The sequence below is a fragment of the Kitasatospora sp. NPDC049285 genome (assembly GCF_040678815.1).
Lineage (GTDB): Bacteria > Actinomycetota > Actinomycetes > Streptomycetales > Streptomycetaceae > Kitasatospora.
Window position 1 is genome coordinate 61,024 of record NZ_JBFAQR010000015.1, and the last position, 19,386, is coordinate 80,409.

The window sequence follows — 19,386 nt, forward strand, 5'->3', positions numbered from 1 at the left end:
CGGCGATCCGCCACGACCTGCCCGATCCGCCACGACCTGCTTGCGAGTGACCAGATGCCGGGTTCCCCCCTTCCCTCCCTTCCCAGTGTGCTCATCGTCGAGCCGACGTCCTCCGCGTACGGGCTGGTCCACCAGGCGCGTGCGCTCGGCCTGCACAGCGTCGTCGCCAGCCACGGCCAGGGCGACCGGCGGCTGCCGGACGCCGTCCGGGCGGACGTCGGCACCCTGATCGAGGTGGACTGCAACGACGAGGCCCGGCTCGGCGAGCTGGCGGCGCGCCTGCACGCGCGCACGCCGCTGGCCGGGGCGGTGCCCGGCGACGAGTTCTACGTCGCCACCACGGCCCGGCTGGCCGACCGGCTCGGCCTGCCGGGGCTGCCCGCCGCGGGTGCCGAGGCCCTGCGCGACAAGGCGCTGATGCGGGCCAAGGTCGAGGCGGCGGGGCTGCGGGTGCCGCGCTACGCCGAGGCCGCGGGCCTCGCCGAACTGCTGGACGCGGCGGCCGGCGTGGGCTTCCCGGCCGTCCTGAAGCCGGCCGCCTCCGCGGGCAGCATCCACGTCACCCGGGTCGACGACCCGGCGGGCCTGGAGCGCGCCTACCGGGCCCTGGCCGCGGACACCCGGCCGGACGACGTCGGGGGCCACCTGGACGGCCGGGTGGTGCTCGAGGAGTACCTGCCGGGGCCGGAGATCAGCGTCGAGGGGTACATCCACGACGGGCGCGCGGTGGTCGTCTCGGTCACCCACAAGATCCTCAGCCAGGAGCCGCACTTCCTGGAGATCGGCCACATCGCCCAGGCCGAACTGGACGCCCCGACCCGGGACCGGGTGGCGGCCTACGTCGACGCGGTCTGCCGTGCCCTGGACGTCGTCCTCGGGCCGTTCCACTGCGAACTGCGCCTGGTGGACGGCGATCCGGTGCTGGTCGAGCTCGGCGCCCGGCTGCCCGGCGGCAAGGTCACCCTGCTCACCGAGTGGGTGACCGGCGTGTCGCTACCGCAGGTGGCGCTGGCCGCCTACACGGGAGGTGACGTGCCGTCGGCCGCCCGTCCCGGCGAGCGCCGGGCGGCGTACGCGGGCGTGCACCTCTTCACCGCGCCCGGCACCGAGGTGATCACCACCGTGCACGGCATGGAGCAGGTGCACGCCGCCCCGTACGTGCGGGAGGCGGTGCTGCGCGCGGGCCCCGGCGACCCGGTGGAGCCGTTCGGCGACTTCCGCTGCCGCCTCGGCTACGCGCTGTTCACCGCCGACACCCACGCCGAGGCGCTGGCCCACCGCGCGGCCATCGCCGCGATGGTCAGCATCGTCTGATCCGACGGCCCGTCAGCAGGACGTCGAAGAGCCGCGCCGCGGGCCCGCGGCGCAGACCAGGGGGAAATCACCATGTCCGACCTTCCGCACATCCTCGTCATCGGCAGCGGCGACCCGCTGTACCGCGAGTACGGCCTGGCCAGCCTGGCAACCAACCACACCGTCACGATGATCGACCGCGCGGCGCCCACCTGGCAGTCGCGGTACCTCCTCGACCACTCCGTCGCGGCCGTCACCGACCCGGCCGCCGTGGCCACCGCCGCACGGGAGTTGGCGATGCGTCACCACTTCGACGGGGTGATGACCTGGGGCGAGTTCGCGGTGCCCGCGGCCGCCCGCACCGCCGTCGAGCTCGGCCTGCCGGGGATCGACCCGGAGGCCGCGGCGGCCTGCCGCGACAAGGGCGCCACCCGGGCCGTACTGGCCCGGGCGGGCGTCCCGTCCGCCCGGTCCGTACGCGCCGCCTCGCTCGCCGAGGTGCAGGCCGCGGCGCACGCGATCGGGTTCCCGGTGGTGGTGAAACCGACCGCGAGCGCCGGCAGCCGCGGCGTCATCCGGGTCGACTCCCCCGAGCAGCTCGCGGCGGCCCACGAGTTCGCGGCCCGGGTCACCGCCCCGGCGCCGGACGGGACCCGCCCGGTCCTGGTGGAGGAGCTGATGGTCGGCCCCGAGGTGAGCGTGGAGTGCGTGAGCTTCCAGGGCGAGACCCGGGCGGTGGCGCTGACCCGCAAGACCGTCGGCCTGGCACCGTACTTCGAGGAGATCGGCCACCTGGTCGAGCCGCAGGACGGCGACGTGTCGCACGAACCGGCCGCCCAGGTCGCCCTCGCCGCGCTGCGCGCCCTCGGGGTGGACGACAACGTCAGCCACGTCGAGCTCAAGCTCACCGCCGACGGCCCGAAGATCGTCGAGGTCAACGCGCGGGTGGCGGGCGACATGATCGGCTACGCCGTGCAGCTGGCGACCGGAATCGACCTGGTCCAGGCGGCCGCCTCGATCGCCCTCGGCCGCCGCCCCGAGGTGGCAGCCCCGCTGCGCCGCAGCGCCGCCGTGCGCTTCCTCTACCCGCCCTTCGACGGGCGGGTGGCCGAGCAGTCCTTCCCGGAGGAGCTGCGCACCGAGCCCTGGCTGGACCGGATGGTCTGGGAACACCCGGTCGGCACCCGGATCGCCCCACCACCCGCGGGCGACGTGGACAACCGGCTGGCCCAGGTCGTGGTGACGGCCGACACCCCGCAGGAGGCGCTGCGCCGGCTCGACCTGGTCTGCGACCAGGCCTCGTTCCGGCTCGAGGCGACGACGCCGGCCGCGGAGCCGCAGCTATGAGCAGGCTCCGGCCCGCGGACGGCGTGGACCGCGGCGAAGCGAGGCACGGCGGCGCGAGGCGGGGCCCGGCGAGCCCCGGGGCACCGGACGGCGGGGCGCCGCGCTCTCCGGAGCGGCTCTTCCGGCGGGTCGGGGTGTCACGGCGCGACGAGGCGGTGTTCGTCGGGAAGCTGCTGCTGGCCACGCTGCTGCTGGCGGCGGGCGCGGTGCTGGCCCTGCGGCCGGAGCTACCGGCCGCGCTGCTCGGCGTGACGGTGCTCGGCGCGACCTACACCCACATGGTCGAGCTGCAGCACCAGTGCCTGCACCACTCGGCCTTCCGACGGGCCGGACCGCACCGCCTGGTCGGCGTCCCGCTGGGGTTCCCGCTGCTGGTCGCCTACAGCCACTACCGCGTCCGGCACCTCCAGCACCACCGCTACCTCGGCACCTCCCGCGACTCGGAGTTCTTCGGCTTCGACACCCGACAGCCGGTCACCGTCCGCGCGCTCTGCCGGGGCCTGTTCGACTTCCCGCGGCTGGTCTCCGTGCTGGCCGAGGTGGTCCGCAGCATCCGGGGCCGCTGGACGTACGACCTCGGCCAGATCTCGGTCCGCGCGCGCCGGGACGTCGTCAACGAGTACCGCCTGATGGGTCTCGCCGTGGCCGCCGCCGGCGCCGCCGCGGCCCTCGGGTTCGGCGGGCTGCTGCTGCGGCTGTGGCTGCTGCCGCTGCTCGTCGCGGTGCCGCTGCACTTCCTGGTCGAGCTGCCCGAGCACATCCTGTGCGACACCGACTCCACCGACGTGCTGCGCAACACCCGTTCGATCCACGGCAGTCGGCTCAGCACCTGGTTCACCAACGGCAACAACCTGCACATCGAGCACCACGCCGCGATGACCGTCCCGATCAACCGCCTGCCACCCCGCCACCAGGACGTCCGCCGGCTCGCCGTGCACGTCGAGCGCAGCTACCCGGCGTTCTACCGCCGCGTGCTGCGCGAGGCCCTCGCCAACTCCTTCGGCCGACGCCGCTGATCCCTGCGGCGCGTTCTGGACGACCAGTTCCGGGCTGTGCGCTTCGCCGCGACTACTGCGCTCCGTAGTCGGCCGCGTCCTGCAGGACGACGGGGGTGCGTGGTGCCGGTACGCCGAGCTCTTCTCGGACGCCGGGCATTCCGGGCCTCAGTGCTGCGGCGACGGCCTGGAACACTCCCCCGGCAGACGACAAGTCGTAGTCGAAGAAGTCCATGCCGGCCCTGAGCCAGGCACCGCCGCCGGCCAGTCCGGAAACCTCGACGAACGACCCGCCGGCTTCCAGGCCGGCGACGCCCCCGAGCCGCTCGACGACTTCGGTCGGCACGACGGTCAGCCAGCCGTACCCGCGCAGGTACCGGCGGGCAGTGGGGTAGGCGTCCCAAGCCCCGTAACTCTCGGTGCAGTGTTCGAACTCAGTCCCCGTCAGGTCGCCGTACCCGAATGCGCCGAAGACCGGGTTGGAGACCTCCGCCAGCTCGCGCAGCACCCGAAGGACGGCCTCCTGGACCGATCGGCCGACCGCCGAGCGAAGGTGCTCCTCGGGAACCTCCAGGATGAACTGCGCCCAACTCCTGTCCGTGTCATCGCGCCACACCTTGATGCCGAAGAAGTCCCGCAGACGGCCCCAGCCGGCCTCGCAGCGCGTGATGTGACCGGCGACAGCCGCGTCGCAGAGCCAGTCGAGATTCTCGGAGGAGAACGCCCGGCGTTGACTGCGTTCGCCCATCACCAGCGACTCCCGGGCCAAGAAGACAACAGCGCTGTGAGAGCTGTCGGGCAGCTCATCCGGCTGCGCCGTGTCTGCGTGCTCGTACCGCAAGCCCAGAGCGTGCCCGAGGACGTCGAGAGCGCTGGAGAACCAACTCCGCACCCACGACCGGTAGAGAGCGTCATCGGGAACGTCAACCATCAATTCCACATGGATATTGCTGGGCACCGCCGACCTCAACTCCCTCGTGGCTCCGGACGGGCCAAGGGTGCCACGCCGACGCTCTTCGCCATCGTCCAGGTCGAAGCAGACACCGAACGCCCCGTCTTCGCGGACCTGAACGCACAGCGCGCCAAACCCCGACCCGACCGCAAACCGGAAACGCGCACACCCCGCCCTCTGAACCGCCCCGGGACGCCGCCGCGCCGGCGCCCGCACCGCCGCCCAAAGCGCCGCCGACCTCTTCACCGCGCACCAGGCCCGCCCTGGGCCGACACCGCCGAGCGCACCCTCCACCACCTGGAGCACAACCCCCCGGACAACCACGCCGGCCCACGCCTCACCTCCGCCGAACAACGCTGCGCCCAACTCGCCGCCGCCGGCGCCAGCAACCGCGACATCGCCGCCGCCCTCACCGTCAGCGTCAGCGTCAGCGTCAAGACCGTCGAAGCCACCCTCACCCGCGTCTACCGCAAACTCGGCCTGCACTCCAGCGTCCAACTCGCCCACGCCCTGACCCCCGCACGGGAATGACCCACCGTGGTTCTCTCGAAAACCAGGAGCCCAATGCACACCGCGGCCACGGTTCCGAGCTCGCCTCTACCGGCGCCCGGCTCGGCCTGGCACGATGTCGCCCCCCGGCGACCGCGGCTCAGAACACCGACCAGCCTGTCGCCGTCGTGAACGCGTCCAGCGCGGCCACCCCCAGCACCGAATTGCCCGCCGCGTCCAGCCCCGGACCCCACACGCACACCGCCCCCCGCCCCGGCAGCACCGCCAGCACACCGCCGCCGACCCCGCTCTTGCCCGGCAGCCCCACCCGGTAGGCGAAGTCCCCTGCCGCGTCGTACGTCCCGCAGGTCAGCATCACCGCATTGATCCGCTTCGCCTCACTGCGCGACAGCAGCCGCGAGCCGTCCGCCCGTACCCCGTGCCGCGCAAGGAACAGCCCCGCCAGCGCCAGGTCCCGGCAGGACGCCGCGATCGCGCAATGCGCGTAGTAGTGCACCAACACGCTCTCCACCGGATTGCGCAGGTTCCCGAAGCTCGCCATGAAGTGCGCCAGCGCCGCGTTGCGGTGCCCGTGGCGCGCCTCCGACGCCGCCACCGCGTCGTCCGTCCCCACTGCCGGATTCCCCGACTCTGCGCGCAGAAAGTCCCGCACCGCACCCGCCGCGTTCCCGGTGAGATCCAGCAGCCGGTCCGTGACCACCAGCGCCCCCGCGTTGATGAACGGATTGCGCGGGATCCCCTGCTCCGACTCCAACTGCACCAGCGAGTTGAACGGGTTCCCCGACGGCTCCCGGCCGACCCCCGCCCACAGCCCGTCCCCGCCCTCCGCCAGTGCGAGCGCCAGAGTGAAAAGCTTCGACACCGACTGGATCGAGAACGGCACCTCCCACTCCCCGACCCCGAACACCGCGCCGTCCACCGTCGCCAACGCCATCCCGAACGCCGACGGATCCGCCGCCGCCAACGCCGGAATGTAGTCCGCCGGCCGCCCCCGCGCCTCCCCCGCCAGCGCCATCGCCATCACGTCCTTCAGCAGCTGCCCGTACTCCACGTCCTGATCCACGCGGGCCATTGAACCGGATGTTCCGACCCAGGCGAAAGCAGAGCTCTGCGCCCCGGACGCGCGGCAGACCGCTGCTCGGCCGGGGCCCGGTGACACCGCGAGTCCGCTCCGGCGCCTGATTCCCGAGCCGGCTCCTGGAACGCGCACGCCGGGCCGAGCAGGCCCTGATCTCTACGCACGGGTGCTGGTCCAGAACGCTCGCGATCCCGCACTGTGCGTCCGGGACATCGCGGCCCGCTGCGCCGCACCGAGCGGGCCGTGCAGCGGATCACCGCCGACCTCGAAGGCGCCGGCTACCTCCACTGCGTCACCCGTCGGACGCCGTCGCCACCGTCGCCGACCCGCGGTCCCGCCCGAACCGGGTGCCGCCCTCGCCGCTGGGCTCACGGGTCTTGCGGGAGCCCCGTCTGCGGCGCCATTCCGCCGAGGCGGACGCTCCGGGCACAGCCGTTCTTCCCTCCGGGGTTCAGGTCCGCGTGACCGGCCGAGGTCGTCCGACACGTCGGTGTGGCGGCGCGGATTCGGGGCAGTCGCGGCACTGGGGGGCTTACGGAAGGCGAGGTGCCGGAGGGATGAGAGTCGACATGATCACCTCCAGGCTGCTGTCCGAACACGGCCGGACGTACGCCGAGGACGCCGGCATCACGCTGCGCGACAAGCCGGCGCCGCTGTACCAGTTGCTGGTACTCACGGTGCTGTGCGCGATCCGCATCAAGTCCGACACGGCCACCGCCGCCGCCCGGGAGCTGTTCCGGGCCGGACTGCGAACACCTCGAGCGATGGCCGACTCCGACTGGCAGGACCGCGTGAACGCGCTGGGCCGCGCCCGCTACGTCCGGTACGACGAGAGCACCGCCACGGCTCTCGGCGACGGGGCGCAGCTTGTGCTCGACCGCTGGCACGGAGACCTGCGCCGGATGCAGGAGGACGCCGACGGCGACCTGAACGCACTGCGCGACCTGCTGCAGGAGATTCCGAGGATCGGCCCGGTCGGCACGGACATCTTCTGCCGGGAGGCCCAGGCGGTCTGGCCTCAGCTGCGTCCGTTCTTCGACGACCGCGCGTGCGGGACGGCGCGGGACCTCGGTCTACCGCACACGCCCCGCGGACTCGGCGACCTGGTGCCGCCGACGGACCACGCCAGACTGGCCGCCGCCCTGGTCCGGGTCAGCCTCTCGAAGGACGCGGCGAAGGAACTCCAAGCAGCCTGACGCCACCGTTTCAGAAGGTTCCGCTCGCGCCGGGGTAGGTGCTCGCACGTCTGTCGGACGGCACCGGCGAGGAGGCGGCAGCCCCCGCCGGCATCGCTCCTCGGCCCCGCCCGAACATCCGATCGACACGACTACCCTCGTGAGCGCCCGCCGACCGCGGTCCACGCCAGGAGCCGCTCGACGGGCCAGGTAGTGAGGAGCCGGTCGCGTCCGAGATGGGCGCGGGCGGCGCGCGCGTATCCGGAGGACTGCCAGTGCAGCTGCTCGGGTGCGTGTGCATCGGTGTCCACCGCGAACAGGCAGCCCGCCTCGGCTGCCCGGCGCAGCAGGTCGTCGGGTGGGTCGCGCCGCTCGGGCCGACAGTTGATCTCGACTGCTGTTCCGGCCTCGGCGCACGCCGCGAAGACGGCCTCGGCGTCGAAGGAGGATTGCGGGCGGCCACGGCCCGTGACGATGCGACCCGTGCAGTGGCCGAGGACGTCGGTGTGCGGGTTGCGCACCGCCGCCACCATCCGGGCGGTCATCGCCTCGGCATCCGAGCGCAGCTTGGAGTGCACCGATGCGACGACGACATCGAGCCGTGCGAGGAGGTCGTCCTCCTGGTCGAGTGAGCCGTCCTCCAGGATGTCGCACTCGATGCCGCTCAACAGGCGAAAGCCGGTGGCGCGGGCATTGACGGCGGCCACCTCCTCCAGCTGACGCCGCAACCGGTCGGGGCTGAGGCCGTGGGCGATCACGAGTCGCGGCGAGTGATCGGTCAGGACGGCCCACCGGTGCCCCATGGCACGGGCCGCTTCGGCCATCTCCTCGATCGGATGCCTGCCGTCCGACCAGTCGGAGTGCAGGTGGCAGTCGCCTTCGGTGGCCTCCGCCAGTTCCCAGGCGGAGCGGGCCGCCGGGCCTGCCTCGGCCTGGAGCCTGATGAGATAGGTCGGGGCGCGGCCCCGTGATGCCTGTGCGATGACCTCGGCGGTGACCGGGCCGACACCCTGCAACCGCCGGGCTTCGCCCGGGTCGACCGGGCCCGTGTGCAGTCTGCGGGCGGCATCGGCCGCGGTGTGGAACGCCCTCACCCGGTAGGGGGACGCGCCGCGCCACTCGAGCAGGAACGCGATCCGCCGCAGTGCGTCGACCGGATCCATACCTCCAGCCTCTGCTCTGCCCGCCTGGTCGGCGGACTCCTCGAAGACGCCGCGGCACGGGACCGCGCCTCAGGGATGGGATCGAGCCGGGCACCGGGATGCTCAAGCGCGCCTGCGCCACCTTGCACGCGCGCGCCGCCGAGGGCGATGACTGGAGGCTGGAGAACCTCCGCGAGATGCTCCAGCGCGCCTCGGTCGACCCGGCCGACTGCCCGGTGGAGCCGGTGGAGGGCGACTTCGCGAACGACCGGCTGATGATCCCGGACGAGGCCGGCGACGGCACCGTGCTGGGCGTCCTGGCCGACCCGGACGGCTCGTATACGACCCAGTGCCTGGACGCCGAGGGCAACACGGTGGCGATCCTGCGCGCCCTCGAGTAAGGAGCGTCGGTGGTTCGGGCCACGCCGAGCCGGCCCACGCGTCGGGTCCACCGGCTCGGCGATTCTCAGGGGGCTCCCCTCATCCGAGGAGCGCGTCGGCTGCCATCTTGAGTGCGCCCGGGTGCTGCGGTCGCCTGGGTGCGGTGGCGCGGACCTCGAGCATGCGGGCGCCGATCTCCTGAAGCTCCTTGCGCCCGAGAGCGGCCCGCACCTTGGGGAACCAGTCGTTCTCCTCTTCTTCGATGTGATGGCCGACGGACTCGATGAGAACCGTGGTCTTGGCGTCGAAACGCTCGTCACCCGGGTCCATCGCGTCAAGCTCCGCGCAGAGGAGGTCGGCGACGTGGTGCTCCTCGAACGACTCGAGGACGTCCGTTTCGAGCTCCGGCACCAGCTGCCGCACCCTGGGATACATGACCTCGTTCTCGATGTAGGTGTGAACGGTCAAGGCCTCCACGATTCGGCTGACCAGGTCTGCCTTGGCGGCACTGTCATCGTCGCCGGACTCGAACGCCCGGAACAGTTGCCGTATCTCCTTGTGGTCCTCCTTGAGAAGGACGATGGCGTCGGTAGACATAAGTGATTCCCGTGATGAGCTGGTAGCTGGTCTCGATAGGGAGGCCCCGACGGCCTGTCCCGCCGCGGACCAGGTGCGATCGGGTCAGTGCTTCAGTGCGTCCTTCACCTTCTGCCCTGCCTGCGCCACGTCGCCCTTGGCCTGGTCGGCCTTGCCCTCCACGACGAGTCTCTCGATGCCCACGGCCTTGCCGGCCGCCTCCTTGGCCTTCCCCTTGGCCGTCTCGGCTGTGTGCTCGACCTTCTTTCCCGCACTCATGCGGTCCTCCTCCGCGAAACCCTGTCCTGGTCCTCGCGCGCCTACCCGAACGGGCACGTTTCACCCGCGCCGTGTCGGGTGGGCCCGGATCGCGTTCGGTGAGGTCAGAGCCGAGCACGCGGGTGTCCGGCCGGGCGAACCTGCACAGTCCTTCGGGTGCCGCTCCCCTCCTGGTCGCTCGCTCCGGTAGTCCCGCCGGCCCCGAGACCCACCGCCAGGGTCAGTTCGAGGACCCGGTGCGGCGATGCGAGGTCCGGGAACAGCTCCCGCAGCTGCGACATCCGGTACCGGACTGTCTGGGGATGGACGAACAAGGCCGCCGCCGCCTCGTCCCGCCTGCCCTGGTGCAGCAGCCACGCCCGCAGCGTCTGCTCCAGCCGCCGTGCGGTGGTGGCGGGTAGGGTCCGCAACGGTGCGAGGGCTCGGGCGCGCAGGTCCGCGAACGCGTCCGCGTCGGCGCTCAGCACCAGCTCGGGCAGGTGGTCCTCGGTGTCGCGTATGTCAGAGGAGAGGGAGCGCGCACGTACGGCTCGTGCGTACGAGGCGGACGCACGAGTCCACGGCCGGGCCGGGCCGACCACGGCGGTGCGGTCGGTCAGCTGCCGCAGGAGGTGCGATCGGTCGGCATCGGGGACGAGCAGCACACCGGTGGCGTCCGGCAGATCGTCGAGGACGAGAGTGCTCGGGTCGAGCGCACGGTAGGCGGGCCGGGCCTCGACGGCCGGCAGCAGGACCGCGGTCAGCGAGACCGGAGGCTGCCACCCGGCCCGCTGAACAGAGGCCAGCAGCACGTCCGGACTCGCACCGGCGAGGAGGTCGCGGGCCAGGTGTTCCAGGTGGCGCTCGTGGGCCCTGCCCCGGGCGGCCAGTTCGTCGGCGTGGCCCGCGGCGCTCGCCGCAGAGAGCTCGTCGATGTAGGCGAAGGTCAGCTCGGCGAACTTGGCGACCTCGGCGGCGGGCAGACCTGCGGGTACGGCACCCGCCGCCAGGCATCGCCAGGCCACGCGGGCGCCGACGCGGTAGGCGCTGAGGAGGGCGTCCATCGAACGGCCGTCGCGCACCTCGCCGCGGCCCAGCTCGTACGCTGCGTCACCCGCGTCGCCGCCCGTGGCGTTCCCGCTCGCGAGGTCGAGGTAGTGCCCCAGCGCGGTGCGGACGGCTCGGCGGATGGTGTCGCCCATGCGGCCCGAAAGGGCGTTGGCATAGGGCGGGACCTCGTCGATGATCGCCTCGACGACCTCGTCGGCGGTGGCCGTCAGCGCGGCCCGAAGCGCGGTGACCGTCGCCTCGTCCAGGACCAGCTCGCCGGCCCTCCGGATTGCATGGCTCACTTTTTGTTCCCTGCGAACAATCCTGTCGACCGGATTCACATCCTACGGTCAGGACTTTACGCCCCGAGGCGCAGCAAGCTGGAGTCATGACGAGTGCAGCGCTCCGCAGCAGGGCGTGGAAACTGCTGGAGATGGTCACGACACCGCTGCTGCCGTCGGACTACCTCGACCTGGTCAGCCCACTGCGTGCGGGCGCCGACCTGCGTGGGCGTATCGAGGCCGTGCACCTCGAGACGGGTGACGCCGCGACGGTCGTGATCAGGCCGGGACGGGGCTGGCGCGGCCACACGGCCGGTCAGTACGTGCGGGTCGGGGTCGACGTCGACGGGAGGCGCCTGTGGCGTGCCTACTCCATCACCTCGCCGACGAACCGTCAGGACGGCCGTGTCACGATCACCGTGAAGGCGATCCCGGACGGCAAGGTGAGCAACCACCTGGTCCGCAAGGCGAGACCGGGCACGCTGGTCCAGCTCGAGCAGGCAACCGGTGACTTCGTGCTGCCGCATGCCAAGCCCGCGAAGGTGCTCTACCTGACGGCCGGCAGCGGCATCACGCCCGTGATGGGCATGCTGCGCGACATCGAGTTCGACGACGTCGTCATGGTCCACTGCGCGCCGCGGCCGCAGGACGTGCTCTTCCGCAACGAGCTGCACGGCCTGGTCGCGGCCGGGAAGCTGCGCCTCACCGAGGTGCACACCGCCACGGACGGCAGGCTCGAGATCGCCCGTCTCGGCGAGCTCGTGCCCGACTGGGCCGAGCGCGAGACCTGGGCCTGCGGGCCCGAGGGCCTGCTGGACGCCGCAGAGGAGCACTGGCTCGAGCACGGCGTCCAGGAGCGCCTGCACGCCGAACGCTTCCGCCCCCGCACCGTTGTCACCGACGGCGGTGGCGGCGGCGAGGTCACGTTCAGCGCCACCGGCAGGACCGTCGACGCGGACGGCGCCACGCCGTTGCTGGAGGTGGGCGAGGAGGCCGGCGTGCTCATGCCCTCCGGGTGCCGCATGGGTATCTGCTTCGGCTGCGTCACGCCGCTCAAGGCGGGCGCGGTCCGCGACCTGCGCACCGGCGAGATCACCGAGGCCGAGCCGGGCGTCCTCATCCAGACCTGCGTGTCCGCCGCGGCGGGCGCCTGCGACATCGAACGGTAGAGGCACCTTGACCGCCATCGACCCCACCGCCCACCTGACCGCCGAGCAGATCGAGGAGCTCGGCCGCGAGCTGGACGCGATCCGCGACGAGGTGATCGCCGGCCGCGGCGAGAAAGATGCCGCCTACATCCGTAAGGTCATCTCGGCGCAGCGCAAGCTCGAGCTGGCCAGCAGGGGCGTGCTGCTGTTCTCGATCTTCCCGCCCGCGTGGCTGCTCGGCACCGCCGGCCTGTCCGTGGCGAAGATCATGGACAACATGGAGATCGGCCACAACGTCCTGCACGGCCAGTGGGACTGGATGCGGGACCCGAAGATCCACTCCACCACCTGGGAGTGGGACCACGTCTCGCCGTCCGACCAGTGGAAGCACTCGCACAACGAGCTGCACCACACGTACACCAACGTGATCGGCAAGGACAACGACCTCGGCTACGGCATCATGCGCGTCGACGAGGACCAGAGGTGGCACCCGTTCCACCTCGGCCAGCCGCTGTGGAACTTCCTCAACGCCTGCTTCTTCGAGTACGGCATCGCGGCGTACGACCTGGAGCTCGGCAAGAACCTGCACAGGCGCCGCCGTAAGGACCCGGAGTTCCGCCAGCGGGCCAAGGCCGTGGGCCGCAAGATCCGCAAGCAGGTGCTCAAGGACTACGTGATCCACCCGCTGCTGTCGGGCCCGTCGTTCCTCACCACGCTCGCCGCCACCTTCACCGCGAACCTGGTCCGCAACGTCTGGACCCACTCGGTGATCATGTGCGGGCACTTCCCCGAGGGCGTACGGGTCTTCGAGCGCCGGTCGATCGAGGGAGAGACACGCGGCCAGTGGTACCTGCGCCAGATGATGGGCTCGGCGAACATCAGCGGCAGCAAGGCCCTGCACTTCATGACCGGCAACCTGTCGCGCCAGATCGAGCACCACCTGTTCCCGGACCTGCCGAGCAACCGGTACGCCGAGGTCGCGGTGAAGGTGCGCGCGCTGTTCGAGAAGTACGAGCTGGACTACGTTACCGGGCCGCTGCCCAAGCAGGTGTTCTCCGCGTGGCGCAAGGTCTTCCGGCTCGCGCTGCCGAACAAGAAGCCCAAGGTCAGGACGCCGGACCGCGAACAGGAGCTCATCGCGGCCTGATTTCCGGCCCCGCCCCCTGGGTCGGGCGGGAGCGCTGTCCCGGCCCGGCCCCGCCCACGAGCGGGTGAATGGAGCCCGTACGCCACCGCTGAGGGAGTTGGCTGGAGCCGACACGTCACCCGGCCGGGCGGCAGCGACAAGGCCGGGACCTCATCGACGAGAAGACCCAGGGCAAGCACGGCGAGCAGGTCGACGCAGCCCAGCAGAAGCTCAAGGACGAGTTGGCGGACACGCCCCCGGAAGCCGACGAGGACACCCCGCCGAAGGCATAGCCACCCGCCTCGCCGAAGGCCGAGGCCCCGGCTCCCGTGAGGGGTCGCCGGTCCCGGCCGATCGCGTACGGGCGGGGGCCGTCCTCCACCGGAGGTCGCCGGCGGACGCGGCCGCCGGTCGCTGTTCGCGGACTTCCCCCACTGTCAGTACCGCCGGCTGCCCGTCACTCCGTCTCGAACTGCACGAGGTGGGCGACCTCTCGCCCGTGCGCGTCGAGGCAGGGGTAGATGCCGCCGCCCTCACCGTTGTCCAGCAGCGCGACGACCATCGCCTGGGTCCGCTCGTCCGACAGGACGTGCCATCCGGCGCGGAACGCGTCGGGAGCGGATTCCTCGGGCAGCCGCAGGGCGTCGGGCCGGTGTTGCCGACAGGCGGCATCGAAGAGCGGCAGCAGACCCCGGTCCTGGCCGTTCGCGGCACGGTGCCGGATCTCCAGCCCGGCCAGCCGCATCAGCGCGTCCACCAGGGCGCCGTCATCGTCGGACGAACCGCTGAGGCACACGACGCCGCAGTGCGTCAGCACGCCGACTCCCGAGTACTCGCCGAGCTCCACCGGCGGCGTCTCGCCGAACCACAGCAGCAGCCCGACCGCCATCGGCGCCGCCCCTGGCGCCGCGTCCATCACCGCGTACACCCGATGGCTGCCCGGAGGCACCTCCAAACCGTCCGCTTCCCCCGACGTCGGGTCGAAGACGGTGGCCCATTCCGTCCGCACGACGAAGGAACCGATGGCATGAATCCACCAGGACTCGCGTGGTCCGCTCGTCTGCGGCGCCTCCACGAGGTGAGCGAACAACGGCTTGGCGAAATCCATCTGACACTTCCTCACTGCCGGGCAACCGGGCGGTCCCCGGCTGCGGCACCGCATCCTCGCAGGGGTTTCTGACAGCCGGGGATCAGGGTCGACCCGAGGGTGCGTCCCGCGCTGCCGCTTGCGGCCGCGTCCGGGGACGATGGCTGCTATGCCCCTCCCCCGGGTCCGCGACGTCTCGCAGCAGGCCCGGCACGGGAGCCGGCCGCGTGACTGGTGTGTGGGAATGCGGGCGCGGGGTAGGGGAGCGTCGTGCCGTCTCGCACCACCGTGGTGACCTGCCGGACGCCCGTCAACTGTCGCCGCACTGTCTCCCGAACCCCGCGTGGGGATGATGCCCCGGCCTTTCCCCGACCGGGATGGAGCCTCGGTGCCATGCCATCCGACTACTGCTCCGTCTTCATCGGACCCGACCTGCGGATCGAAAGCCGCCGGGCAGGACAGAACACCGTCTGCGTGCTCGTCGGCGACGCGCACATGGGCAACGAGCGCCAAGTTCGGGATGCGCTACGGGCGGTGTTGGACGGCCGACCGGCCGTACTCGCCGTAGACCTGGCCGCCGTCCGCCTCTTCACCTCCAGTTGCCTCAATGCCCTCCTCAGCGCCCGCCTCACCGCCCGCGCAGCCGGCACCCGGCTCGTCCTGGCCGCCCCGAGCAGCGGAGCACGCCGGGTCCTGGAAATCACGGGAGCCGACGCCGTCCTGCCTGTCTACGACACCGTCGCGCAAGCGCTCGCCGACAACGGCACCGCACCGGCACCGTAGGGTTGAGAGTCGGCGGGCCTGACCTACGCGTGCCGCGCAGCGGCCTCCTCGACGGTTCCACCTGCATCGCCGGCCGAGGATGTTCGTCCAGGAAAGCGCCGAGTACCTCGTAGAGGTGGAGGTCGGAGCCGCACAGGCCGGTGGCGGTGACCTCGACGAGGACGTCGGTCGGCTCCTCGATCCGCGGCTCGGGAACGCTGTGGACCTCGACGTTGCGGCAGCCCTGCCAGGTGACTGCTCTCATCGTTCCTCCTTGGCGAACGCGGCGTCAGGGGCTCAACGTCACTGCGCGGTGGGCTCGTTGTTGCGGTGGGCAGCCCGGTCACCGAGTGCGGTGAGGCGGTGGAGCGCCCCGTTCCGCCGGTAGCCCCGGGCGGCTTCGGCACCGGTTCGGCGTTGGAACGGGGCGTCGCCACCGGGCGGAAGCAGCCGGGCTGCCAGGGCGAGGGCGCGGCCGGTGGTCGCGGGCGCCAGGCCGTGTGCCAGCACACCGGCTTTCGCCAGCGGGGTGAGGACGAGTTCGCGGCGCCCGTGTTCGACGGCGTCGACGATCCGCCGGACGGCTCGGTGGAGTACGGCAGCAGGTGGGGCACCGCGATCCGGCCGCCGATCGAGCCGATGGTCACGATCGACCCCGCCCGAGGTCGACCTCGGCTCCGAACCGGTCGCGCACCGCTGCCAGCAGCCTGCCGGGCGCTTCGGCCGAGGTCATATCGCAGCTGGTTGCCGCCGCCGCTCCCGGCAGTCCGCGCAGTCCGGCCCCGGCACGTGCGAGGGCGGGTTCGTCGCACGCACAGAGCATCACGCGGCAGCCGCGCGAGGCGAGTTCGCCCGCGATCAACAGGCCGATGCCCCGCGAGGAGCCGGTGACCAGCGCCGTCCGGCCGACGATCGGGATCCTCTTCGACATCGCCCGTCATTTCCCAACTCCCCTGTCGGCCGCGCCGGGACACCCTGCGCCGCCACCGGCGGCGAGCACGCTCAGGCATCCGGCTGTCGGTCCTGGTCGCGGTCACGGAGGCGGTGGCTGGTGTCACAGAACGGGTAGCGACGGCTGCGGCGGCACGTGCACAGCGCCGTCACCGGCCGGTCGGCCCGGATGCTCCGGCCGTCGGGAAGCACGATCTCCACCGGGCCGTCGACCAGTACCGGTCCGCTGCCGGTCAGCCGCAGCCTCGGGAGGGACTGCTCGTCACGGCCGGACACCGCGCACCACCACCAAGGTCTCCGCCCGCTCGCCGACGGCGATCAGGCCGCGCTCCTCGAACCAGTCGGCCCGCTGCGACATGACCGGCCCGAAGGGCTGGGTCATGGCCGCCACCACACCGGCCCGCAGCCCGGACTTCCGGAGAGCATGCACGGTGGCTGCCTGATCCGCCAGGGAGGACTGCACCATCAGCAGCACACCCCCCGCGGTCAGCAGCAGCGGGGCCTGGCGGCAGATGCGGTCGAGCAGCAGCCGCCCGGTCGGCCCGGCGTCCCAGGCCCGCGCGCTGCCGTGCCGGGGCGGCCGGTCCCGGGCCGAGGGTACGTAGGGCGGGTTGGAGACGATGAACTCGAAGCGGCGCCGGGCCACCGGGGACGTCAGGTCGCCGTGGCGGACCGTGAGGCGCAGGTGACGCAGCCGGGCGTTGGCCCAGGCGGTGGCGAGCGCGAGCCGCGACAGGTCCACGGCGGTCACGGTGGCGCCGAGTTCGGCGCCGGCCAGTGCGACGGCCCCGCTTCCGGTGCCGAGGTCGAGGAGCCGGGACCCGGGTTGTGGCCGTTCGCGCCGCAGTGCCTCGATGAGGAGAGCGGTGTCGCCCTGGGCGGGGTACACGCCGGGAGGTCGCAGGAGAAGCATGGTGGAGCGCCTGCCCGTTTCGACCGATTTGATCCCTGGCATCAGGCTTCCTCCGCTGGAGCGGATGCGTCCGGCAGCGGCGCGCGCAGGGAGCTGTGGCCGTGCTGCCTGCAGGTGAGCAGGTGGGCGCCGAGCCGGGCTTCCACTGCGGCGGTGGCGGCGATACCGAAGGCGATGTCGGGGCCGAGCGAGGGATCGCCCCCGACCAGTGGGGTGATGACGGTGCGTCGGACGAGTTGCTCGTGGACGGCGTCGGCCAGCACGTGCTCCCGGTAGAACAGGGTGCCGGCCGAGGATGCGCCGAGTCGCTCCAGCGCTGCGGCCAGCCGGGCGGCGCCGGGCGGTGAGGTGATCTCCACCGCGGCGAACTGGCCGACGAGCGCGCCGCGCAGCGAGCGGTGCAGGCCGAACAGCGACATCAGGTTGACCACGGCGAGGGCGGGGGCCGGGACGTCCTCGAGGTAGCGTCCGTAGCCGGGGTCCAGGTCGAGGTCGGCCATCATCTCGGCGAACAGTCGTGCGTGGGCGCGGTCGGGGTGGCCGGCGCCGTACTCGTCGTACTGCACCGAGACGAGCGCGGCCTTGGCGGGGTTCGGCAGGCGTGGCACGACCCACATCTGCGGGTCGGCTTCCTTGAGGTGGTAGAGCGAGCGGTGCACCAGGTACTCGCGTGCCTGCCAGCGCTCCCCATGGTGAAGCAGGTGGTGGGAGGGGCCGGTGCCGGCGCTGTCGTCGGCCAGCAGGGCGGCCAGGGCCCGGGCCAGCGGCGGCGGTTCGCCGGTCCCCTGCCGGACTGCCGTGAGGAACGCGTGCTCCAGCGCGGCTCGCAGGGTCAACAGGCCCGGGTGCCACTCCCAGTCGGGGTCGACCTCGGCGAAGCCCTGGTAGTGCAGTTCGTAGCAGACGTAGAGGGCCAGTTGCAGGTCCTCGCCCCACGGGTCCTCGATCGGCGGGCGCGCGATCCGCGCGGCCGGGTCGGGGAAGGCGCGGAGGGCGGTGACGAGCCCGGCGCTGAGGGGTCCGCGCGGTCTCGGCAGGGCGGGTGCCGCGCTGACGGCGGCGTGCGGGGCGTGGCCGGTCGCAGGGGTGGGAGTCACGGCTGCCCCCCCCGGTGCCGGGTGCAGTTCCAGGACGCAGCACTTGGGGCCGCCGCCCGCCTTCAGCAACTCGGGCAACCGCACCCCGATAGGGACGAAGCCGTGGTCGTACAGCTGCGCGGCGAGACCGTGGGCGGCCTCGGTGAGCAGCACGTGGCGGCCGTCGCTGACCGCGTTGAGGCCGAGGACTGAGGCGTCCTGGTCACCGGCCAGGATCGCACCGGGGAACAGGGCGTGCAGGGTGCGGTTGCTCTCGGGGGTGAAGGCCGGCGGGTAGTACATGATCTGGTCGTCGCTCAGCACGGCCAGTGCCGTGTCCAGGTGGTAGTAGCGCGGATCGGTGAGAGCAAGGCTGACGACCCGCCGACCGAACGCCAGCTCCGCCTCGCCGTGCGCGGCCGGGCTCGTCCGCAGGCCGGAGCCCGCCAGGACCCGGCCGCCGATCGGCAGGAAGTCGCCCTGGCCTTCGTTCGGCAACCGGGCGACCGTCGGGCGGTACCCCGCCGTGCGGAACCAGGCGCGGTGGGCCGTCGCTTCGGGCGCCCGTTCGGGGTGCCGGAACCGCGCGATCAGGACCCGGCCGTCCACCACCGAGGCACCGTTGGCGGCGAACACCATATCCGGCAGCCGCGGCCGGGCAGCGATGGTCTCGACCCGGTGGCCCAGCTCGTTCAGCGTGTCGCGGAGCTTCCGCCACTGCCGCAGGGCGGCCTCGCTGTCGACCGGGCGGCTCGGGTCCATCCACGGGTTGATCGCGTAGTCGACCGCGAAGTACGTCGGCGGACAGAGTAGGTAGCGCCGGCGGACCGCTTCACGGCGCGGGACGGCGGTGGAGGTCATCGGCTCCTCCTGGGCGAGGGGACGGCTTGGTCGGACGGCTCGGTCAGCGACTGGCGAGCAGCCGGGGGGACAGGGCTTTGATCATGGTGTTGGTCCAGCGCATCTGGCGCAGGGATCGGGGGTGGCAGGCGGATGCGAGGTCGAGGAGGGGCGAGTCGCGGGTGGCCTGGGCGAGTTGGGCGAGCATCTCCCGGTTCAGAGCTCCACGGCCACCTCCGTGCTCGCGAGGATCGCCATCGCGCCTACCCGGGACGCCGCGCGGTAGACACGGCGCGGACGGGCGCACCAGCGACCGGACAGCGCGTCGCGCCGCGGGCCGGCTCTCGGCCGGCGGAGGCGAGTTCGGGCCTGCACGTGCTCACGCTCCGCCGCCTCCTGCCTGCCTGCCTGGCACGGAAGGCGGGACGGTAGAGGTACTGTCGAC

Annotated in this window: 23 protein-coding genes and 1 pseudogene; 10 read left to right on the top strand and 14 right to left on the bottom strand. The window is 72.3% G+C overall.

Annotated features, from left to right (window positions below):
* The first annotated feature begins 87 nt into the window (after positions 1–87).
* The 3 genes from AB0K51_RS13000 to AB0K51_RS13010 all read left to right on the top strand — a co-directional run bounded on the left by AB0K51_RS13000 (position 88) and on the right by AB0K51_RS13010 (position 3,656).
* On the top strand, positions 88–1,314 hold the full coding sequence (locus tag AB0K51_RS13000) for an ATP-grasp domain-containing protein (RefSeq protein ID WP_363453716.1): 1,227 nt from the start codon (positions 88–90) through the stop codon (positions 1,312–1,314).
* A 72-nt stretch (positions 1,315–1,386) separates the two neighbouring features.
* Positions 1,387–2,640 carry an ATP-grasp domain-containing protein gene (locus tag AB0K51_RS13005; RefSeq protein ID WP_363453718.1) on the top strand — a complete coding sequence of 418 codons (1,254 nt, stop codon included), beginning with the start codon at positions 1,387–1,389 and terminating at the stop codon, positions 2,638–2,640.
* Between the two features lie 134 nt (positions 2,641–2,774).
* Positions 2,775–3,656, top strand: coding sequence for a fatty acid desaturase (locus AB0K51_RS13010; protein ID WP_363453720.1), 882 nt, complete (start codon positions 2,775–2,777; stop codon positions 3,654–3,656).
* Between the two features lie 52 nt (positions 3,657–3,708).
* Here AB0K51_RS13010 and AB0K51_RS13015 read toward each other — a convergent pair whose 3' ends face one another.
* Complete coding sequence (locus AB0K51_RS13015) at positions 3,709–4,593, bottom strand: hypothetical protein (RefSeq protein WP_363453722.1); 885 nt, start codon at positions 4,591–4,593, stop codon at positions 3,709–3,711.
* Here AB0K51_RS13015 and AB0K51_RS13020 point away from each other — a divergent pair.
* The gene (locus tag AB0K51_RS13020; RefSeq protein WP_363453724.1) at positions 4,576–5,118 is read left to right on the top strand and encodes a helix-turn-helix transcriptional regulator; all 543 of its coding nucleotides are present in this window, start codon (positions 4,576–4,578) and stop codon (positions 5,116–5,118) included. The two genes, AB0K51_RS13015 and AB0K51_RS13020, sit on opposite strands and share 18 nt — an antisense overlap.
* Positions 5,119–5,236: 118 nt before the next feature.
* On the opposite strand, the gene AB0K51_RS13025 is transcribed toward AB0K51_RS13020, so the two are convergent.
* Positions 5,237–6,148 (bottom strand): glutaminase, encoded by a 912-nt coding sequence (locus AB0K51_RS13025; protein WP_363453849.1) that lies wholly within the window; start codon positions 6,146–6,148, stop codon positions 5,237–5,239.
* Positions 6,149–6,744: 596 nt separating this feature from the next.
* On the opposite strand from AB0K51_RS13025, the gene AB0K51_RS13030 reads away from it, so the two are divergent.
* Complete coding sequence (locus AB0K51_RS13030; protein ID WP_363453726.1) at positions 6,745–7,371, top strand: endonuclease; 627 nt, start codon at positions 6,745–6,747, stop codon at positions 7,369–7,371.
* A 131-nt stretch (positions 7,372–7,502) separates the two neighbouring features.
* On the opposite strand, the gene AB0K51_RS13035 is transcribed toward AB0K51_RS13030, so the two are convergent.
* The gene (locus tag AB0K51_RS13035; RefSeq protein ID WP_363453728.1) at positions 7,503–8,513 is read right to left on the bottom strand and encodes a PHP domain-containing protein; all 1,011 of its coding nucleotides are present in this window, start codon (positions 8,511–8,513) and stop codon (positions 7,503–7,505) included.
* 98 nt (positions 8,514–8,611) lie between these two features.
* On the opposite strand from AB0K51_RS13035, the gene AB0K51_RS13040 reads away from it, so the two are divergent.
* The gene (locus AB0K51_RS13040) at positions 8,612–8,893 is read left to right on the top strand and encodes a hypothetical protein (RefSeq protein ID WP_363453730.1); all 282 of its coding nucleotides are present in this window, start codon (positions 8,612–8,614) and stop codon (positions 8,891–8,893) included.
* Between the two features lie 79 nt (positions 8,894–8,972).
* On the opposite strand, the gene AB0K51_RS13045 is transcribed toward AB0K51_RS13040, so the two are convergent.
* The 3 genes from AB0K51_RS13045 to AB0K51_RS13055 all read right to left on the bottom strand — a co-directional run bounded on the left by AB0K51_RS13045 (position 8,973) and on the right by AB0K51_RS13055 (position 11,059).
* On the bottom strand, positions 8,973–9,470 hold the full coding sequence (locus tag AB0K51_RS13045; RefSeq protein WP_363453732.1) for a hemerythrin domain-containing protein: 498 nt from the start codon (positions 9,468–9,470) through the stop codon (positions 8,973–8,975).
* An 84-nt stretch (positions 9,471–9,554) separates the two neighbouring features.
* The gene (locus tag AB0K51_RS13050; RefSeq protein WP_363453734.1) at positions 9,555–9,728 is read right to left on the bottom strand and encodes a CsbD family protein; all 174 of its coding nucleotides are present in this window, start codon (positions 9,726–9,728) and stop codon (positions 9,555–9,557) included.
* 104 nt (positions 9,729–9,832) lie between these two features.
* Positions 9,833–11,059: a helix-turn-helix domain-containing protein gene (locus AB0K51_RS13055; protein WP_363453736.1), complete on the bottom strand. Its 1,227-nt coding sequence runs from the start codon at positions 11,057–11,059 to the stop codon at positions 9,833–9,835.
* Between the two features lie 86 nt (positions 11,060–11,145).
* Here AB0K51_RS13055 and AB0K51_RS13060 point away from each other — a divergent pair, with 86 nt between their 5' ends.
* The 3 genes from AB0K51_RS13060 (at position 11,146) to AB0K51_RS13070 (ending at position 13,605) form a co-directional block, all read left to right on the top strand.
* On the top strand, positions 11,146–12,207 hold the full coding sequence (locus tag AB0K51_RS13060; protein WP_363453738.1) for a ferredoxin reductase: 1,062 nt from the start codon (positions 11,146–11,148) through the stop codon (positions 12,205–12,207).
* A gap of 7 nt (positions 12,208–12,214) precedes the next feature.
* Positions 12,215–13,333 carry an acyl-CoA desaturase gene (locus AB0K51_RS13065; RefSeq protein ID WP_363453740.1) on the top strand — a complete coding sequence of 373 codons (1,119 nt, stop codon included), beginning with the start codon at positions 12,215–12,217 and terminating at the stop codon, positions 13,331–13,333.
* A gap of 152 nt (positions 13,334–13,485) precedes the next feature.
* Positions 13,486–13,605 (top strand): Rv0909 family putative TA system antitoxin, encoded by a 120-nt coding sequence (locus tag AB0K51_RS13070; RefSeq protein ID WP_363453851.1) that lies wholly within the window; start codon positions 13,486–13,488, stop codon positions 13,603–13,605.
* Positions 13,606–13,769: 164 nt separating this feature from the next.
* On the opposite strand, the gene AB0K51_RS13075 is transcribed toward AB0K51_RS13070, so the two are convergent.
* A complete protein-coding gene (locus tag AB0K51_RS13075; protein WP_363453742.1) occupies positions 13,770–14,420 on the bottom strand; it encodes a hypothetical protein in 651 nt (216 codons plus the stop codon).
* Between the two features lie 372 nt (positions 14,421–14,792).
* Here AB0K51_RS13075 and AB0K51_RS13080 point away from each other — a divergent pair, with 372 nt between their 5' ends.
* Positions 14,793–15,182 carry an STAS domain-containing protein gene (locus AB0K51_RS13080; protein WP_363453744.1) on the top strand — a complete coding sequence of 130 codons (390 nt, stop codon included), beginning with the start codon at positions 14,793–14,795 and terminating at the stop codon, positions 15,180–15,182.
* Between the two features lie 85 nt (positions 15,183–15,267).
* Here AB0K51_RS13080 and AB0K51_RS13085 read toward each other — a convergent pair.
* The 7 genes and pseudogenes from AB0K51_RS13085 to AB0K51_RS13115 form a co-directional block, all read right to left on the bottom strand.
* A pseudogene (locus AB0K51_RS13085) lies at positions 15,268–15,426 on the bottom strand (alcohol dehydrogenase catalytic domain-containing protein); the annotation flags it as partial.
* A 38-nt stretch (positions 15,427–15,464) separates the two neighbouring features.
* The gene (locus tag AB0K51_RS13090; RefSeq protein ID WP_363453746.1) at positions 15,465–15,671 is read right to left on the bottom strand and encodes a hypothetical protein; all 207 of its coding nucleotides are present in this window, start codon (positions 15,669–15,671) and stop codon (positions 15,465–15,467) included.
* Between the two features lie 133 nt (positions 15,672–15,804).
* Positions 15,805–16,092, bottom strand: coding sequence for an SDR family NAD(P)-dependent oxidoreductase (locus AB0K51_RS13095; RefSeq protein ID WP_363453748.1), 288 nt, complete (start codon positions 16,090–16,092; stop codon positions 15,805–15,807).
* Positions 16,093–16,163: 71 nt separating this feature from the next.
* Positions 16,164–16,388 (bottom strand): CDGSH iron-sulfur domain-containing protein, encoded by a 225-nt coding sequence (locus tag AB0K51_RS13100; protein WP_363453750.1) that lies wholly within the window; start codon positions 16,386–16,388, stop codon positions 16,164–16,166.
* The gene (locus AB0K51_RS13105) at positions 16,375–17,025 is read right to left on the bottom strand and encodes a HemK2/MTQ2 family protein methyltransferase (RefSeq protein ID WP_363453752.1); all 651 of its coding nucleotides are present in this window, start codon (positions 17,023–17,025) and stop codon (positions 16,375–16,377) included. The genes AB0K51_RS13100 and AB0K51_RS13105 overlap by 14 nt, the downstream gene beginning before the upstream one ends.
* Before the next feature lie 41 nt (positions 17,026–17,066).
* Complete coding sequence (gene ddaH, locus AB0K51_RS13110; protein WP_363453754.1) at positions 17,067–18,962, bottom strand: dimethylargininase; 1,896 nt, start codon at positions 18,960–18,962, stop codon at positions 17,067–17,069.
* A gap of 43 nt (positions 18,963–19,005) precedes the next feature.
* Positions 19,006–19,149 carry a hypothetical protein gene (locus AB0K51_RS13115; RefSeq protein ID WP_363453853.1) on the bottom strand — a complete coding sequence of 48 codons (144 nt, stop codon included), beginning with the start codon at positions 19,147–19,149 and terminating at the stop codon, positions 19,006–19,008.
* Positions 19,150–19,386: the final 237 nt, after the last annotated feature.